General features: G+C 70.4%; 19 protein-coding genes. 6 read left to right on the forward strand and 13 right to left on the reverse strand.

Annotated elements, in window-relative coordinates; translation table 11 throughout:
• Positions 1-25: 25 nt before the first annotated feature.
• The 7 genes from CJ226_RS09370 to idi are packed head-to-tail and all read right to left on the reverse strand — an operon-like array spanning position 26 to position 5699.
• Positions 26-919: a prenyltransferase gene (locus tag CJ226_RS09370; RefSeq protein ID WP_102209000.1), complete on the reverse strand. Its 894-nt coding sequence runs from the start codon at positions 917-919 to the stop codon at positions 26-28.
• Entirely contained in the window at positions 916-1254 is a 339-nt protein-coding gene (locus CJ226_RS09375; protein ID WP_102209001.1) for a lycopene cyclase domain-containing protein, read from the reverse strand. The genes CJ226_RS09370 and CJ226_RS09375 overlap by 4 nt, the downstream gene beginning before the upstream one ends.
• The gene (locus CJ226_RS09380; RefSeq protein WP_025105542.1) at positions 1251-1598 is read right to left on the reverse strand and encodes a lycopene cyclase domain-containing protein; all 348 of its coding nucleotides are present in this window, start codon (positions 1596-1598) and stop codon (positions 1251-1253) included. The genes CJ226_RS09375 and CJ226_RS09380 overlap by 4 nt, the downstream gene beginning before the upstream one ends.
• On the reverse strand, positions 1598-3190 hold the full coding sequence (gene crtI / locus CJ226_RS09385; RefSeq protein ID WP_102209002.1) for a phytoene desaturase family protein: 1593 nt from the start codon (positions 3188-3190) through the stop codon (positions 1598-1600). Before crtI ends, CJ226_RS09380 begins: the two co-directional genes overlap by 1 nt.
• The gene (locus CJ226_RS09390) at positions 3187-4095 is read right to left on the reverse strand and encodes a squalene/phytoene synthase family protein (protein ID WP_102209003.1); all 909 of its coding nucleotides are present in this window, start codon (positions 4093-4095) and stop codon (positions 3187-3189) included. Before CJ226_RS09390 ends, crtI begins: the two co-directional genes overlap by 4 nt.
• Positions 4092-5174: a polyprenyl synthetase family protein gene (locus CJ226_RS09395; RefSeq protein WP_102209004.1), complete on the reverse strand. Its 1083-nt coding sequence runs from the start codon at positions 5172-5174 to the stop codon at positions 4092-4094. Before CJ226_RS09395 ends, CJ226_RS09390 begins: the two co-directional genes overlap by 4 nt.
• Before the next feature lie 3 nt (positions 5175-5177).
• The gene (gene idi / locus CJ226_RS09400) at positions 5178-5699 is read right to left on the reverse strand and encodes an isopentenyl-diphosphate Delta-isomerase (protein ID WP_102209005.1); all 522 of its coding nucleotides are present in this window, start codon (positions 5697-5699) and stop codon (positions 5178-5180) included.
• Between the two features lie 75 nt (positions 5700-5774).
• On the opposite strand from idi, the gene CJ226_RS09405 reads away from it, so the two are divergent.
• A complete protein-coding gene (locus tag CJ226_RS09405; protein ID WP_102209006.1) occupies positions 5775-6407 on the forward strand; it encodes a MarR family winged helix-turn-helix transcriptional regulator in 633 nt (210 codons plus the stop codon).
• Between the two features lie 17 nt (positions 6408-6424).
• On the opposite strand, the gene CJ226_RS09410 is transcribed toward CJ226_RS09405, so the two are convergent.
• Both CJ226_RS09410 and CJ226_RS09415 read right to left on the reverse strand, forming a co-directional pair.
• Entirely contained in the window at positions 6425-6784 is a 360-nt protein-coding gene (locus tag CJ226_RS09410) for an Lsr2 family protein (protein ID WP_102209007.1), read from the reverse strand.
• A gap of 89 nt (positions 6785-6873) precedes the next feature.
• The gene (locus CJ226_RS09415; protein ID WP_062636353.1) at positions 6874-7731 is read right to left on the reverse strand and encodes a LuxR C-terminal-related transcriptional regulator; all 858 of its coding nucleotides are present in this window, start codon (positions 7729-7731) and stop codon (positions 6874-6876) included.
• 109 nt (positions 7732-7840) lie between these two features.
• Here CJ226_RS09415 and CJ226_RS09420 point away from each other — a divergent pair, with 109 nt between their 5' ends.
• Both CJ226_RS09420 and CJ226_RS09425 read left to right on the forward strand, forming a co-directional pair.
• Positions 7841-8188 carry a DUF485 domain-containing protein gene (locus CJ226_RS09420; RefSeq protein ID WP_060921784.1) on the forward strand — a complete coding sequence of 116 codons (348 nt, stop codon included), beginning with the start codon at positions 7841-7843 and terminating at the stop codon, positions 8186-8188.
• The gene (locus CJ226_RS09425; protein ID WP_102209008.1) at positions 8185-9822 is read left to right on the forward strand and encodes a cation acetate symporter; all 1638 of its coding nucleotides are present in this window, start codon (positions 8185-8187) and stop codon (positions 9820-9822) included. Before CJ226_RS09420 ends, CJ226_RS09425 begins: the two co-directional genes overlap by 4 nt.
• 63 nt (positions 9823-9885) lie before the next feature.
• Here CJ226_RS09425 and CJ226_RS09430 read toward each other — a convergent pair whose 3' ends face one another.
• Entirely contained in the window at positions 9886-10398 is a 513-nt protein-coding gene (locus tag CJ226_RS09430) for a methylated-DNA--[protein]-cysteine S-methyltransferase (protein ID WP_062636357.1), read from the reverse strand.
• Positions 10399-10627: 229 nt separating this feature from the next.
• Between CJ226_RS09430 and CJ226_RS09435 the strand changes: the two genes are divergently transcribed.
• Together CJ226_RS09435 and CJ226_RS09440 are read left to right on the forward strand one after the other, a co-directional pair.
• A complete protein-coding gene (locus CJ226_RS09435) occupies positions 10628-14308 on the forward strand; it encodes an AAA family ATPase (protein ID WP_231868257.1) in 3681 nt (1226 codons plus the stop codon).
• On the forward strand, positions 14301-14498 hold the full coding sequence (locus CJ226_RS09440) for a hypothetical protein (protein ID WP_102209010.1): 198 nt from the start codon (positions 14301-14303) through the stop codon (positions 14496-14498). Before CJ226_RS09435 ends, CJ226_RS09440 begins: the two co-directional genes overlap by 8 nt.
• 71 nt (positions 14499-14569) lie before the next feature.
• Here CJ226_RS09440 and mscL read toward each other — a convergent pair whose 3' ends face one another.
• From mscL to CJ226_RS09455, 3 genes are read right to left on the reverse strand one after another with little or no spacing between them, the layout of a single operon-like run.
• Positions 14570-15001: a large conductance mechanosensitive channel protein MscL gene (gene mscL / locus CJ226_RS09445; protein ID WP_102209011.1), complete on the reverse strand. Its 432-nt coding sequence runs from the start codon at positions 14999-15001 to the stop codon at positions 14570-14572.
• Between the two features lie 24 nt (positions 15002-15025).
• A complete protein-coding gene (locus tag CJ226_RS09450) occupies positions 15026-15298 on the reverse strand; it encodes an FmdB family zinc ribbon protein (protein WP_025105556.1) in 273 nt (90 codons plus the stop codon).
• 15 nt (positions 15299-15313) lie between these two features.
• Positions 15314-15910, reverse strand: a complete 597-nt coding sequence (locus CJ226_RS09455; protein ID WP_062636368.1) for a 5-formyltetrahydrofolate cyclo-ligase — start codon at positions 15908-15910, stop codon at positions 15314-15316.
• Between the two features lie 40 nt (positions 15911-15950).
• Here CJ226_RS09455 and galU point away from each other — a divergent pair, with 40 nt between their 5' ends.
• Complete coding sequence (gene galU / locus CJ226_RS09460) at positions 15951-16838, forward strand: UTP--glucose-1-phosphate uridylyltransferase GalU (protein WP_062636370.1); 888 nt, start codon at positions 15951-15953, stop codon at positions 16836-16838.
• Positions 16839-16857 lie beyond the last annotated feature (19 nt).

Here is a 16857-nt window from a genome sequence, read left to right on the forward strand (position 1 = left end):
GGCGGGCGGGCGGGGAGGCGCCGAGTCAGGAGACCCAGGCGAGGATGAGGATCATCGTGGCGAGGAAGCCGGCGATGTAGTTCAGCGCGATGAACCGGCGCCAGGCGCGGTTCGTGCCGGCCGAGGTCTCGTCGGTGACGTTCCACCACGGCGCGGCGTTGACGATGTAGGGCAGCGCCAGCACGGCGGCGAGAGGTCCGGGCCAGGGGGTCAGCAGCATCGCGGCGCCGGCGATCGTCCAGAGCACGAGGGAGAGCCGGACGGTGGCCCTGGCGCCGATCACGGTCGCGATGGACGAGATGCCGCCCTCGCGATCGGGCCCGATGTCCTGCACGGCGCCGAAGGCATGGGCGGCCATGCCCCAGAGGAAGAAGGCGACGAGGACGAGGACGGTGGTCGTCGTGACCGGGGCTCCGGCGAGGGAGAGGCCGACGAGGGCGGGACTGACGAAGTGGGTGCTCGAGGTCACGGAGTCCAGGAAGGGACGCTCCTTGAAGCGCAGCACCGGTGCCGAGTAGGCGAGGACCGCAAAGACGCTGACGGCGAGCCACAGCCAGGATGCCGGGGTGCCGACCGCGAACAGATAGACGAGGAACGGCACGTTCGTGACCGCCGCCGCCCACAGCGTCGCGCGGTGGATCCGCGGGGACAGCAGCGCGCCCTCGATCCCGCCCTTGCGGGGGTTGGCCAGATCGGAGGCGTAGTCGAAGACGTCGTTGATGCCGTACATGGCGAGGTTGTACGGGATGAGGAAGTACAGCGTGCCGATCACGAACGTCGCGTCGATCTCCCTGGTACTCAACAGGTAGGCGGCGGCGAAGGGGAAGGCGGTGTTGATCCAGCTGATCGGTCGGGAGGAGAGGACGATCTGGGCGATGTCGCGGCCGAGGCCCCCGGTGCGGGACGTCTGATCGGTCATGCCTGCTCCTCCGTCCGGGCCTCCGCGCGCGTTCGCGAGCGGCGCCCGCGGAGGGCGGTCCACAGCGCGGGGAGCAGCAGCACCCCGGCCAGCGGGTAGGCGAAGTCCTCGATCGGGGCGAGCCCGATGTGCAGGCCGGCGAGCGGGCCGGGCGCGTAGTGGAAGAGTCCGGTGGCGATCATCACGGTGTCGAACACGGCGGTCAGCAGGAGGAGGGCGAGGGCCGTCAGCGCGAGGGCACCGAGGCGCGGGGTGTGCCGCGCGGTGACGCAGAGCGCGACCGCGGCGAGGGCAGCGACGGCGAGGAACACGGCGGACAGCTGCAGGTAGGTCATCGCGCCGCTCCTTCCGCCTCGGAAGTGCCGCGGCGGCGCTCCAGGACGCGCACGGCGCCGCCGTAGAGCACCATCGTGCACACGACGAGGAAGACGAGGAAGATCGGCTCTTCGAGAGGGAGTTCGGGAGCCAGGACGATGCCCGTGGCGATCGCCGCCTCGCCGCGGAAGAAGATCCCCGCCGCGATACCGGCCACATCCCAGACGAGGAAGAAGGCGAGGCCGACGGCGGTGACGACGGCCGCCGCCACGGCGTCGCGCCAGAAGAACAGGCGGAACCGCCAGTCCAGCAGCAGCATGCAGCCGAGGGAGACGAGCAGGGCGGCCAGATAGATCGCGCCCATCATGCCCGCTCCGCGCTCGTCGGGCGTGCTGCAGGCTCCGGCAGCGGACCGGGGGAGTGGTCGCCCCGGATGCGCTTGAGCACGATCTCGGCGCTGATGAGGCACATCGGCACCCCGACGCCGGGGGCGGTGGTCGCTCCGGCGTAGTACAGCCCCTGCACGCGACGGGAGGCGTTCTGCGCGCGGAACATGGCGCTCTGCGACAGGATGTGCGCGGGCCCGAGCATCCCGCCCCGCCAGGAGTGGTAGTCGTCCCGGAAGTCGGCCGGCCCCACGGTCTCCCGGACGACGATCCGCTCCCGCAAGTCGGGGATCCCCGCCCACGTCTCGATCATGTCGATCGCGGCGTCCGCAGCCTTCTCGACAGCCGCGGAGCCGGCGCCGTCGCTTCCCCCGTGCCCGAGATCGACGTCGGCCGGCACCGGCACCAGCACGAAGAGGTTCTCGTACCCGTCCGGCGCGACCTCGGCGTCGGTGGCGCTCGGGCGGCAGACGTAGGTGGACGCCGGGCTGGGGACGGCAGGGGTGCGACCGAAGATCGCGTCGAAGTTCGCGTCCCAGTCGTCGGTGAAGAAGAGCGAGTGATGAGGGAGCTCGGGCAGGGCGCCGCGGACGCCGAGCATCACGAGCACGCCGCCGGGCCCGCTCGTGCGCCGCGCCCACCAGGACTCCGGATAGGACTGCAGCGTCGGGGGCAGCAGCGCCGTCTCCGTGTGGTGTAGGTCGGCGCCGGAGACCACGATGTCCGCGTCCTCCACGTGCTGGTGGCTGTCGCGGTCCGTCCAGCCGACCCCGGTCGCATGGGTCGCGCCGTCGGCATCCTGGGTGCGGATCCCGGTGACCTCCGCGCCGGTGACGATGCGGGCACCGGCATCCTGGGCCAGCGCCGCCAACCGCTCGACGACGCGCCAGAAGCCGCCCTGCGGATACAGCACGCCCTGGTCGAGGTCGAGCGCGCTCATCAGGTGGTACATCGCCGGGGCCGTCCGGGGATCGGTGCCGAGGAAGACCGCGGGGTAGCCCAGGATCTGGCGCAGCACCGGGTTCCGGAAGCGGCGGGCGGCGAAGGCCTGGAGGCGCGTGCCGAGCAGCGAGAAGAGCCGAGGGAGCGCGCGCACCACCTCGGGCGCGGCCAGCGTCCTGGTCCGGGTGAACGGGTTGTAGAGGAAGTACCTCCTCGCCATCGTCCCGGCGTCGTGGGCGGAGGCGAGGTAGGTGTCGAGCGCGGCGGTGGAGCCGGGTTCCATCGACTCGAACAGCGCCGAGACGGCGTCCCGGCCTGCGGGCACCGTTACCGGGGCGTCGCCGGACTCGGGGGAGCGGAAGACGCGGTACCCCGGGTCGAGCAGGGTCAGGTCGAGCTGCTCCTCGGTGCTCGTGCCCATCATCGCGAAGTAGTGGTCGAACACCTCGGGCATCAGGTACCACGAGGGGCCGGAGTCGAATCGGAAGCCGTCGCGCTCGATGGTGCCCGCCCGTCCGCCGACGCGGTCGTTCTTCTCCAGCACCACGACGTCGTGGCCGTCGCGTGCGAGCAGTCCGGCCGTGGCCAGGCCGGCCACGCCCGCGCCGATGATGACGATGCGGCTCATCGGTCCCGCTCCATGCTCGTGACGACGACGGCCCGCGCGGCGAGCAGCGCCTTGATCGGATCCGGCACGCGGACCCGCCGGCGGTACAGCTCCGCGGCCGGCGTCCGTGCGACCTTCCGGGTCAGGGCCGCGAAGAGGGCGAGGGCGCTGCGCACCGCGGCACGGGCGTCCTTCGGAAGCAGCGGGATCGCAGCTCTCGCGTCGGCGAGCTGACGGTGGACGGTGTCGACCCAGGCATCGCGGTCGGCGTCGGTGAGACGAGCTGAGCCGCCGAGGTAGCCGCGCTGCAGGCGGTCGGTGTCGTCGGCCAGATCGCGGAGGAAGTTCACGTTCTGGAATGCGGCTCCCAGCCGCCGAGCCCCGCGCTCGAGGATCTCGAGCTCGGCCGGCGTCCGCGTGGCGTCGCGGAGGAAGACCCGCAGGCACATGAGGCCCACGACCTCCGCCGACCCGTAGACGTACGCGGCGTGCGCGTCGGCGTCGTAGGCGGTGAAGCCGGAGTCGCCGGCGATGTCGGCGCGCATCGAGTCGAAGAACGGCCGGGTCAGCTCCTCGCCGATCCCGCACTCGCGCGCCGTCCGCGCGAACGCGTGCAGGATGAGGTCGCTGCTGTAGCCGGTCCGCATCGACCGATGGGTCTCCGCGATGTACGAGTCCAGGGCGGCCGCCTGGGCGCCCGCGTCGAGCCCGGCCTCGGCGGCGACGCCGTCGACGATCTCGTCCGCGATGCGCACCATGGCGTAGATGTTCCGGACGTGCTGACGGTGGCGTCGACCGAGGAGGCGGGTGGCCAGGCCGAACGATGTCGAATAGGTGCGGATCACGTCGGAGGTCGCGATCTCGGCGGTGCGGCTGAAGCGGCGCAGCGCCGCGTCGTCGCGATGCTCGGCGGGGGTCGCGGTCATCGGCTGCGGCCCTCGATCCGGTCGGCGAGCGCGAGGACGACGCGTCCCGCGTCGGCGGAGAGCGTGCCCGCCTCCTCCGCTTCCGCGAGCACCGTCGAGACGGCGGCGAGCTGCTCCTCCACGAGTCCGCGGACGAAGCCCTCTGCACCGCATTCGCGGAGGCGGTCGCGCATCTCCGCCGCGTCCTCGACGCTCAGGTCGGTGGCCCCGAACCGCAGCTCGATGCTGGGCCAGTGGCTTGTCATCCGCGCGTAGGCGATGATCGCGGTCTCCTTGCCCTCGCGGAGGTCGGAATAGGGGTCCTTGCCGTGCGTCTCCGGATCCCCGAACACGGACAGCAGGTCGTCCTGCAGCTGGTAGGCGAGGCCGAGGTGGCCGCCGATCTCGGTCAGCTGCTCCTCGGCTGCCGTCGACGCTCCCGACAGGATGGCCGCCGCGCGGAGGGGGAGGACGAACGAATAGGCGGCCGTCTTCGACGCGCTCGTGGCGAGGATGGTGCGGAGGTCAGCCGCGATGATGCCGTCGCTGAGGGCCACGTCCGAGTGCTCGCCGGCGACGGTCTCGAACACCGTGGTCTCGAGGAGGGCGAGGAGCCGCTCCCGTCGCGTGGCGGGGATGTCGGCGCGGGCGAACCCGAGCACGGCACTGGACAGGAGGAGGTCTCCGAGGAGGATGGCGCTCGACCGGCCCCAGTGCAGCGCCGCCTCGCCACCGGCATCGGGGCGACGGGAGACGAGAGAGCCGATGAGATTGGGGCGACGGCGGCGCGTGAGGTCGCCGTCGATCACGTCGTCGTGCAGGAGGAACGCGAAGTGCAGGAGCTCGACATGAGCGGCCACGTCGATCGCCCGCGCGGTGTCCTCCGCCGTGAGGGGGGCCGTGGTGAGTGCGGACAGCAGGTCCATGAGCATGCGCGGACGCAGGAGCTTCCCCCCGAGGGCGTGCTCGGCCGCCGTGTGCCACAGCGCGGCGAACTCCGCGCCGTAGTGCTCGGCGGCGACCGTGCGCTCGGCGAACCGCCGTCGCAGCACCACCTCGATGCGGGTGCCGAGGTCTTCCTCTGTCACGGTGACGGCCATGGCTCAGACCTCTCCGTGTCGTCGGAGGAGCGGGAGCTGCTCCGCGAGCCAGGGGCTGAAGGCGAAGGGGGTGCGGATGACCGCGGCGAGCAGGTCGTCCACGTCGACCCATTCCCACTCCGCCACCTCGTCGGGATTCGCGGCGGGCTGCCCGTCGATCACGGCGACGTGCACCGGGCAGATCTCGTTCTCCACGATGCCGCTCGCGTCCACGGCGCGGTAGCGGTAGTCGGGGAGGGCGAGGCGGATCTCGGTCACCTGGATGCCCAGTTCGTCGGAGCCGCGCCGGCGCACCGCGTCGGTCATGTCCTCGCCGGGCTGCGGGTGCCCGCAGAAGCTGTTGGTCCAGACGCCGGGCCACGTGCTCTTGCCGAGGGCGCGACGGGTGACGAGCAGGCGTCCCTCGCGATCCTGCACGTAGCAGGAGAAGGCGAGGTGGAGGGGCGTGTCGGTCGTGTGGACTTCGCTCTTGGGCAGGATGCCGACGGCAGTCCCGTCTTCGGCGAGGAGTGTGACGTTGTCCATGGCGCCCTCTCGTCGTTTAGCTAACCTGGCGAAATATCAACTTAGCATGAAGCTGTTGGTGTGTAACATGATCGCATGCACTCCGAGCCCCGCACCACCCCGGTCGCCGAGGCGCCGGCGATCGCGGGGCCGGACGACCTGACTCATGGCGCGATCTACGACGTCGAGGCCAGCGATCCGCGCAGCACGCTCATCGACCGCTCCGGCGTCGCGCCGGAGGATCTGCGGCAGATCGCTCGCGTCATGGAGGCGCTCGGCGGATTGCGCGACGCCGAGCAGCGGCTGTCGCAGGCGTCGCGCCGGTACATGCAGCTGAACGAAACCGACATGCGGGCGCTGCACTATCTGATCGTGTGCGCGAATCGGTCGCTGGTGGCGACACCCAGCGGGATCGCCCATCACCTCGGGGTCTCGACCGCGGCGACGACGAAGCTGCTCGATCGGCTGGAGAAGGGCGGGCACATCCGGCGGTCGCCGCATCCCACCGACCGACGAGCTCTCGCGATCACCATCACTCCGGAGACCAGACACGCCGCGATGGAGACGGTCGGGCGGCAGCAGGCCAAGCGCTTCTACGCGGCCGCGCGGTTGTCGGCGGCGGAGCGCGATGTGGTGATCCGGTTCCTCCAGGACATGACGGAGGAGATCACCCTGCGTGACGAGCCGTGGGCCACGCAGGGCGCACACGAAGATCCCGCCCGACCGTGAGGTGGGGCGGGACCGGATCAATGAGCGGCGCGGTACGCGTCCAGGATGGGGGCCGGAACTCGTCCCCGCTCCGAGAGGGTGTACCCGTTCTCCTTCGCCCAGGCGCGGATCGCCGCGACCTCGGGGTTGCGTGAGGGCCGCTTCCGCGATGAGGAGGACGAGGAGCGCCCTCCTCCGGTGGACGCACCGGATCCCGCCCGACGCCCTGCCGTGATGTACGGCTCGAGGGCCTGGCGCAATTCCTCGGCGTGCGCGGAATTCAGATCGATCTCGTAGGAGGTGCCGTTCAGCGAGAAATGCACGGTCTCGCCTTCTCCGACCTCCAGGACGGTGCCGTCGATATCGTCGACCAGCTGGTGCACAATTCGTCTCGGCATGACGGCGACTTTATCGCGGCGGCGGGAATGCGCACAACAAAGGCCGCTCCTTCATGGCGCCGTATGACGGGGCTGGGAAGAATGCCGATTCAGGGAAGCAGACCCGCGCGACGTGCTTTGGTCACGGCGGCATGCCGCGTCGACGCGTCCAATTTCGACATCGCGGTGCCGAGATAAGCCTTGACGGTGCCTTCCCGCAGACCGAGGTGCGCGGCGATCTCCGCATTGGTCGACCCGAGGGCGGCGCACGCGAGGACGTCGGTCTCGCGCGGGGAGAGGTGGATGACGGGAACGGGACCGGTCGTCGTCGGGAGGTCGTCGCCGGCGAGGGCCAGCAGTCGCCGCTCGACCTGCGCCAGCCGCGCGCGGATGCCGGCGTCGTCGACGGTGGCGGCGATGCTGCGCAGCTCCGCGAAGCTCTCCCGCAGCTCCTCGCGCTGGGCCGGCGCGACGGCAGCGGGCGACGGGGACGCGGCCCGCAGACGGCGCTGCACCTCGTCTCGGATGCGCAGCTCATCGGCGACGGATTGGGCGACCTGCATCGCCGGTGCCGTCGTCACGCCGCCGATCCTCTCCTCGGCCCAGGCGCCGGCATAGAGCACGCCGCGGGGGCGGCCCTGGACGACGATCGGCAGGGCGAGCAGCGTTCGCAGGCCCTCGCCGAGCACGAAGACGTCGTAGTCGTGGGTGATCTGGCGGGAGGAGCCGTAGTCGCTCGTCATCCGCGGGCGCAGCTCCATCATGGCGCGGCCGCCGAGGCCGCGCTCGGGGCGCACGCGGAGCCCGTCGAGAGCACGCGTGCGGGCTCCGACGATGCTCGTGACGCTCACGACGCCCTCTTCGATCAGCCCGCCGAACGCGACGGGGAAGCGCGTGCGCCGCGCGAGCTCGCGCACCGCGTTGGCGACGAGCTCCGCCTCGGATTCGACGGTGATCGGAGAGCTCACGAATACCTACTTTCGGGGGTGACGGCACCGTTCCCCGTTTCGTAGCGTCGACCCTACCACTCGGGCGGCGACAGCCGCGCGTGCAGCGGACATGTGGCAAGGAGGCCCCATGAGCGAACAGGTTCCGACCCCTCAGAACGGTGCGATCGATTACGTCGCCGTCGAGCAATCCCCTCGATTCCTGCGGTTGAAACGGACGCAGCGGTCCTTCATCTTCCCCCTCGCCGCGTTCTTCCTCGTGTGGTATTTCGTCTACGTGCTGCTGGCGGCATTCGCCCGCGATTTCATGGCGCAGCGCGTCTGGGGGGATATCACCGTCGGGCTGCTCTTCGGGCTCGGTCAGTTCGTGACGACATTCGCCATCACGATGGCGTATGTCGCATTCGCGAATAGGAAGCTCGACCCGCTGGCGTCCGAGATCCGTGAAGAACTCGAGAAGGCGCAGGCGGACGCATGACCATCATCCGCACGGCCACCGAGGATGTGGCCCTCGACATCAACCCGGTGTTCAACATCTCGATCTTCCTCGCCTTCGTCGCGGTGACGTTGTTCATCGTGATCCGCGCCAGTCGGAACAACAAGACGGCCGCCGACTACTACGCGGCCGGTCGTTCTTTCACCGGGCCCCAGAACGGATTCGCGATCGCCGGCGACTACCTCTCCGCCGCGTCGTTCCTCGGCATCTGCGGTGCCATCGCGATCAACGGGTACGACGGATTCCTCTACTCGATCGGATTCCTCGTCGCCTGGCTGGTCGCGCTGCTGCTCGTGGCCGAGCTCATGCGCAACACCGGCAAGTTCACGATGGCGGACGTGCTCTCGTTCCGCTTGAAGCAGCGTCCGGTGCGGATGGCGGCGGCGATCACCACGCTCGCGGTCTGCTTCTTCTACCTCCTCGCGCAGATGGCGGGTGCGGGTGGTCTCGTGTCCCTGCTGCTGGGGATCGACGGGCGCGTCGGACAGTCGGTCGTCATCGCCGTCGTCGGCATCCTCATGATCGTCTACGTGCTCATCGGCGGCATGAAGGGCACCACCTGGGTGCAGATCGTCAAGGCGGTGCTCCTTATCGGCGGTGCCCTGGCGATGACGATCTGGGTCCTCGCGATCAACGGCTTCAGCCTGAACACCCTCCTGGAAGCCGCGGTGGCCAACTCCGACAAGGGTGAGGCGGTGCTGGCACCAGGTCTGCAGTACGGCGCCAACCCGTGGGACTTCCTGTCGCTGGGCATGGCCCTCGTGCTCGGCACCGCGGGTCTGCCGCACGTGCTCATGCGCTTCTACACCGTGCCGACGGCCAAGGAGGCACGGCGTTCGGTGGTCTGGGCGATCTGGCTGATCGGCGGGTTCTACCTGCTGACCCTCGTGCTCGGGTACGGAGCCGGTGCGCTCGTCGGCGCCGATGTGATCGCCGCGGCTCCCGGGGGAGTGAACTCGGCCGCCCCGCTGCTGGCGTTGAAGCTCGGTGGTCCGGTGCTCCTGGGGTTCATCTCCGCGGTGGCGTTCGCCACGATCCTCGCGGTCGTCGCCGGACTCACCATCACGGCGGCGGCGTCGTTCGCCCACGACATCTACGCGAACGTCATCCAGAAGGGGCGCAAGGACGCCTCGGGGAAGCCGGTCGAAGCTGATCCCAACGGCGAGGTGCGGGTCGCTCGCCGGACGGTCATCGTCATCGGCATCCTCGCGATCGTCGGTGGCATCGGGGCACAGGGGCAGAACATCGCCTTCCTCGTGGCGCTCGCCTTCGCGGTGGCGGCCTCGGCCAACCTGCCGACGATCCTCTTCTCGCTGTTCTGGCGCCGGTTCACGACGCGGGGCGCGGTGTGGAGCATGTACGGCGGCCTCGGCTCGGCGATCATCCTCATCATCCTGTCGCCCGTGTTCTCCGGCACGCCGACGTCGATGATCCCCGGGATCGACATCGCCGTCTGGCCGTTGAACAACCCGGGCATCGTGTCCATACCGCTCGGGTTCGCGCTCGGCTGGCTCGGGACCGTCACCAGCACGCGGCGCGAGTCTCCCGAGCTGGCGGCCGAGATGGAGGTGCGCTCACTCACCGGCTTCGGCGCGGAGAAGGCCGTCGACCACTGACGCGACCTCCTCGGGTGCGGGCCCGGCGGCCTACTCGCCGGGCCCGCACCCCAGGACCGGGCTTCAGCGGGACTCGAGGTCCAGCAGGAAGCGCTTCCGCTCCGGATGGCCGCCGTAGTGCCCCGCGGAGCCGTCGGATCGCACGACCCGGTGCACGGGCACGATGATCGAGAACGGCGTGAGACGGCATGCCGTCCCGACGGCGCGCGCCGCCCCCGGGTGGCCGGCCAGCACCGCGACCTCCCCGTAGCTCAGGGTCTGGCCCCAGGGGATGTCGCACACGGTGTGCAGCGCCGCCCGGTGAAAACCCTCCACGAGACGCCAGTCGAGTCTCACGTGCTCGTCGAAGCGCACGGGCTCGCCGTCGAAGTACGCGTCCAGGAGCGGCACGAGCTCGTCGGCCGCGCCCGGGTCGGGCTCCGGGACGGCACCGAGCTGCCGCGAGACGCTCTCGAGCAGCCAGGGGACCTGCGGGTCTGCGGACTCGAGGAGGTCGAAACGCACGATGCCCGCGTCGGAGAAGACCGCGAGGGCGTCGCCGAAGGGCGTCGGAGCGAAGTCATAGCGGAAAGTCATGTCCCTTATCCTGACCGGCGCGTTCCACACGAGAGAACCGGCCACAGGCCCGGTCACGCGTTCCGTGGACAACGTGAGCGCACGACCGTGCGGGGGAGGAGTTGTCCGAGCGGGCGTCGTACCGGCTGTTTTTCACCGGAAACCCGCCGGGGATACCGATCTCCGGCGGCGTCGCGCCTAGGGTGTGAGTGTGTGGCGACGGGAAAGCAGGTCTGCGAACAACACAGCGGTGGACAACGCTGTGTCCCTCGGTGACCTGCACGACTCGTCCACCGGAGTCGGCATCGCCCATGCTGCCGAGGCCGAGCGCACGCGCCTGCGGGCCGAGGCTGCCGATCTGGGCGGTCCTTCGCCGCTGAGCAGCTTCCGCGACGGGCCGGAATCCGGCATCGACATCTCCAAGGCGCACCCGGGGAGCCTGCCGCAGTTCATCACCGGCAAGTCGACGCTCCTGTCCAACCTCTTCCGCGACGAGGTGGGCCTGCGTACCGCGCGGCTGGCCGCCGAGCGGATCACGGCCAAGAACACCGAGCTGCGCACGGTCCGCGGCATCGAAGCCGTGCACCTCGCCGTCGGTGTCGCCCGGTGGCGCATCGGCGGGGCCACCTTCGCCGCCCCCGTCCTGCTGCGACCCCTCGCGATCCGCCGCCATCACACCGACTTCGAGTTGAAGCTGCAGGGGGCGTTCGAGGTGAATCCGGAGCTCGTCCGGGTCGCCCGCGAGCACTTCGGGCTGTCGCTCGATGCCACGGCCCTCGCGGCGCTCGCCTACGACGGCGGCATCTTCAAGCCGCAGCCGGTCATCGACAGCCTGCGCGGTCTGACCCGATCGATCGAGACGTTCTCCGTCGAGCCCCGACTCGTCGTCTCCACGTTCGCTGACGTCGCGGGAGCCATGGCCCAGGACGGCGGCACCCTCGACCACCCGGTCCTCAACGCCCTCGGCGGCCATGTCGGCGATCGCGAGCAGGTCACGGCACCGCGCGCCGTTCCGCACCACGTCGGCCCCGACGACCGCGCTCCCGCCTCGGACACGCTCCTCCTCGACGCGGATGCCGAGCAGGAGGCGGTGCTGGGACGCATCACCGCCGGTCACTCCCTCACCGTGGCGACGCTGCCCGGCACCGGAGGCACGCAGACCGTCATCAACGCGCTCGGCGAGCTCGTCCGCGCCGGCAAGAAGGTGCTCGTCGTCTCGGCCCGCCGGTCGACGCTCGACGGCGTACGCCATCGGCTCGCCGGCATCGGCCTCGACAGCCTCGCAGTGTCCCCGGCGAGCCTGCGCCGCGACCTCGTCCGCGCGATCGGCAGGAACGAGAAGGCGACCGCGCCCAAGGTGAGCGAGGTCGACGACGCGCTGGTGCGGCTGCGCACGGTGCTCCGCGACTATCGCGACGCTCTGACCGTTCCGGTCCCCGGCCTCGACGCCTCCGTCCTGGACGCGACGAGGCACCTCACGCGCCTCGCGTCCCTGCCGGTCCCGCCGTCGACCACGGCCCGACTGAGCGTGGACGCCCTGCGCAGGCTCGCGAAGGATCGCAGCGAGGCGGCCGCCGCACTGGCGCAGGCCGCACGGCTCGGCGAGTTCCGCGTCGGACCGAACGATTCGCCCTGGTACGGCGTCACCTTCGGCAGCACCGAGGCCGCCCGCGCCGCCCACGAACTCGCCGGGCGCCTGCATGCCGTCAGCGTGCCCGCTCTGCTCGAGCGCGGCTATGAGCTCATCGCGCAGACGCATATGCGGCCGTTCTCGACGATCGACGAGCTCGGCGACTACCTCGAGCTGCTGCAGGGGATCCGCGACACCCTGGACCGGTTCAGCCCCACGGTGTTCGAGCGTCCGCTCGGGGAGCTCATCCAGGCACACGGCTCCCGCCGCGATGCGCCCGGCATGTCCGGAGCGAACCGTCGCCGTCTCCGCCGGCTCGCCAAGGAGTACGTCCGCCCCGGCGTGCACGTGACGGAGATGCACGAGGCGCTGCTGCGCATCCAGACCCAGCGCACGCAGTGGCAGCGCTACGTCGACGCGGGCGTCGCGCCGGAGATCCCGCTCGGTCTCGCCGACGTGTTCGCCTCCTGGCAGCGGGTCGAAGCGGAACTGGCCGAGCTGGACGCCGCTCTCGGCCGCCGCGAGCCCTTGTCGTCGCTGCCGGTCGCCCGACTCGTGCGCATGCTCGCGGGCCTCGCGGCGAAGTCCGATGTGTTCGAGAACCTCGTCGAGCGCGCGCAGTTGCGTGACAAGCTCGCTCTCCTCGGCCTGGAGCCGCTGCTGACCGAGCTCTCGGTGCGCCACGTCTCCGAAGCGCGGGTCGCGGACGAGCTCGAGTTCGCCTGGTGGCAGTCCCTCCTCGAGCGCGCCTTGCAGGACAACCGGGCGCTGCTCGGAGCGAACACTGCCGTGGTCGACCGCCTCGAGCGCGACTTCCGGCTGGTCGACGAGGCCCACGCGGCGATGGCTGGACCGCTGCTCGCCTGGCAGCTCGCGAACCAGTGGCGCATCGCCATCGTCGACGAGCCCGAGCAGTCGCAGAACCTGCGCCGGGCTCTGACGCAGTCCGCGACGACGGCCGCCGAGGTCGTCAGCGCCGCGCCGACCCTCGTCGACGTCCTGGCTCCGGTCTGGATCTCGTCGCCCTACCTCGTCCCGGAGATCCCGGACGCGGTGGAGTTCGACACCGTGCTCCTCGTCGACGCCGCGGCCATCAACCTCGCTGAGGCGGCCCCGGCGATCCGCCGTGCCCGGCAGGTCGTCGCCTTCGGAGACCCGGTCACGCAGCGGCCCTCTCCCTTCCGCATCGCGGTCGACCCCGCGGAGGACTGGGAGGAGGAGGTCCCGTTCGATGAGGTCTCCGTCTTCGAGCGGCTGTCCGAGCTGTTCCCCGTGATGACCCTGACCCGGAGCTACCGGGCCGGCGGTGAGGATCTCGCGGAGCTCATCAACGACGCGTTCTACGGTGGCGAGATCGTCTCCCTTCCGTGGGCGGGATCGTACCTGGGTCGCGGCAGTCTCACCGTCGATTACGTCGAAGGGGGCACCGGGACGCCCGATCCCGTCTCGGGCGCCGTCGAGAGCCCGGACGCCGAGGTCGCCCGCGTCGTCACGCTCGTCGTCGAGCACGCCGTGCATCGCCCCACAGAGTCGCTCATGGTGGTCACCGCCAGCACCCGTCACGCGGAGCGCGTGCGCGCCGCCGTGACGGCCGCCTTCGCCGGCCGCTCCGACGTCGCCGACTTCGTCGCCCGCGACACCGCGGAGCCGTTCGCCGTGCTCACGCTCGAGGAGTCCGTCGCCGAGAGCCGCGACCGCGTCATCTTCTCGCTCGGCTTCGGACTCACCAAGCACGGCCGCGTCCTCAGCGACTTCGGCGACCTGTCGACGCCGGACGGCGAGCGGCTGCTGACCGTCGGGATGACCCGGGCCCGGCGTTCCATGGTGATCGTCTCGTCCATCCGTCCCTCGGCTTTCGACGACGGGCGTCTCGAGCACGGCGCGGCCACGCTCATGTCGATCCTCGGCGGTCTCGCCGCCCGCGCCCGCGACGCACGCCTGGAGGATCTGGCCGACCCGCTGACGCTCGCGCTGGCGAGGGAGCTGCGGCGTCTCGGCGCTTCCGTCGACGTCGACTACCGCGGTCTCCTCCCGCTCGTGGCGCAGCACAAGGGCAAGGCCGTCGTGATCGAGTCCGATCCGGAGTCCCGCGGAGAGTCTCTGCGCGAGACGCTCCGACTGCGCCCGCAGGTGCTCCGCCGCCTCGGTTGGCACTACGTCCGCGTGCACGCGTTCGACCTCTACAGCGACCCGCGCACCGTGGCGTCCCGGATCGCGACGGTGCTCGGCATCTCGGAGACGGCCCCGCGCGCGGAGAACGACACGCAGCCCCTCGACCTCGGCGACCACCGGAATGACTGACGACCGGGACGAGCCGCGTCAGCGGGTCGTCCGGGTGCCGGGCTCCCGGCGGGCGCGCCTGACGCCGGTCGAGGGCAGCGATCCGGCGCCCGAGGTGCCGGAGGGTGAGGCGCCGCGCCGGTCCGCCCCCGGCGACCGCAAGGGTCCCAACGACGACCAGCTCCTCCGCGACGTGCCTCCACACTACTGAGGCGGCCGCACCCGGAATGAGAAAGACCCACGGCCCTCCGAGGAGAGCCGTGGGTCGTGAGGGCGGTGCGGTCAGACGCCGCGCGGGCCCTGCTGGGTCTTGAGCAGATCGCGGATCTCGACGAGCAGCTCCGCCTCGGTCGCGGCGGCCGGCTCCTCCTCCGGCTCCTCGGCCGGCGTGCCCTTGCGCGCCTCGACGTGGGCCTTGAACGTGTTCATCGGCAGCACGAAGACGAAGTAGACCACGACCGCGACGGCGAAGAAGCTGATGATCGCCGAGATGAGGTCGCCGATCGGGAACGTGACGGTCTCGCCGTAGATGTTGGTCACCGGGATGCCGAACTTCCCCGCCGCGTCCGCCTTGAGGAAGAGGGCGATGAGCGGCTCGATGACGCTCTTCACGACCGCGTTTACGACGGCCGTGAAGGCGGTGCCGATGACGACCGCGACGGCCAGATCGATGACGTTTCCGCGGAGCAGGAAGTCCTTGAAACCTTTGAGCATGGAAACCCCCAAGTCGACTGGGCCTCAGTTCGAGGCGGGAGTCGACGCAGCAGCCGGTTTGGCGCTCGTCGTCGAATCCGACTTCGATGATGCCGAAGCATCCTTCGAACCCCCGGATTTGGCGCGCGAGTCCGTGCGATAGAAGCCGGAGCCGTTGAAGGTCACGCCGATCGAGCCGTACTGCTTGCGCAGTGCGCCACCGCACTCGGGGCAGACCGTGAGCGCGTCGTCGGAGAAGCTCTGGACGGCGTCGAACTGGTGCCCGCAGGCGGTGCAGGCATAGGCGTAGGTGGGCATGGCGGTCCTTGCGGGTCAGCGTCGCCGAGGCGACAGATGCAGCGTCTGCGACGGGGTCACGATGCCGTCGACCGGCTGATCGTGCACCTCGCGCGGCAGTTCGTCGAGTACCTCGGAATCATAGATCACCGCGTACACCGGAGGGCATTTCTCCATGGAGCCGATGGTCTTGTCGAAGTAGCCGCGGCCCCAGCCCATGCGCATCCCCGAGCGGTCGACGGCGGCGGCGGGGACGATCATCAGGTCGACGTCGTTCACCGCGATCGGGCCGAGCACCTCGCCGGTGGGCTCCGGCAGCCCGTACAGGCCCTCCGTGATCTCGTCGGTGTCGTCGGCGACAGCCCAGTCCAGCAGTCCGTCGGAGCGGGTGACCGGGAGGAGGACCCGGATCCCGCGGCGGACCGCGCGCGTCACGAACTCCCGGGTGCCCGGCTCCGTGGTGGTGGAGAGGAAGCAGGAGACGGAGCGGGCGCCGAGCTCGTCGATGAGGGCGTCGAGCCGTTCGCCGATCGCCGCCGCAGCGGCTTCCCGCTGGGGATCGGACAGGAGCTGTCGCCGCTCGCGCAACTCTGCGCGGAGGGCTCGCTTGGCGTGCTCGACGTCGTTAGCCATGGTTCGAGTCTAGGGCGGCCCCCACCGGTAGGCTGGGGGAATGGCTCACGAGAAGATCAAGGCTGTCATTCCCGCTGCCGGGCTGGGGACACGATTCCTGCCCGCGACGAAGGCGATGCCGAAGGAGATGCTCCCCGTCGTCGACAAGCCGGCGATCCAGTACGTCGTCGAGGAGGCGGCGAACGCCGGGATCGAGGACATCCTCGTGATCATCGGGCGCAACAAGAATGCCATCTCGAACCACTTCGACTCCGTCCCGGAGCTCGAGGTGAAGCTCATGGAGAAGGGTGACACCGGTCGCCTGGAGCGCGTGATGAAGTCGAGCGACCTCGCCGACATCCACTTCGTCCGCCAGGGCGAGCCCAAGGGCCTCGGTCATGCCGTGCTCCGCGCTCGGACACACGTCGGCGACAGCTCGTTCGCGGTGCTGCTCGGAGACGACCTCATCGACGAGCGCGACCCGCTGCTCACGGAGATGATCGCCGAGCACGAGCGCACGGGCGCCGCCGTCGTCGCCCTCATGGAGGTCGACCCGGACAGCATCCACCTGTACGGCGCCGCCGCCATCGAGCCGATCGAGGGGTCGGACGCCGTGCGCGTCACCGGGCTCGTCGAGAAGCCCGCGAAGGAGGATGCCCCGTCCAACCTCGCGATCATCGGACGTTACGTGCTTCCCGCGTCGGTCTTCGAGATCCTCGAGCGCACCGAACCCGGCAAGGGCGGGGAGATCCAGCTCACCGACGCGCTGCAGGAGCTCGCGACGGCCGACGGCGGACCGGGCGTGGTCGGCGTCGTCTTCGGGGGTCGCCGATACGACACCGGCGACCGCGTGGACTACATCAAGGCGATCGTGCAGCTGGCGACCGATCGCGACGATCTGGGCTCGGAGCTGCGCCCCTGGCTCAAGGACTTCGCGGAGCGCCTCTAGGCGCCTCGCGGTCGTCGGA

The organism is Microbacterium sp. UMB0228 (genome assembly GCF_002871415.1).
In the GTDB taxonomy this organism is placed as follows: domain Bacteria; phylum Actinomycetota; class Actinomycetes; order Actinomycetales; family Microbacteriaceae; genus Microbacterium.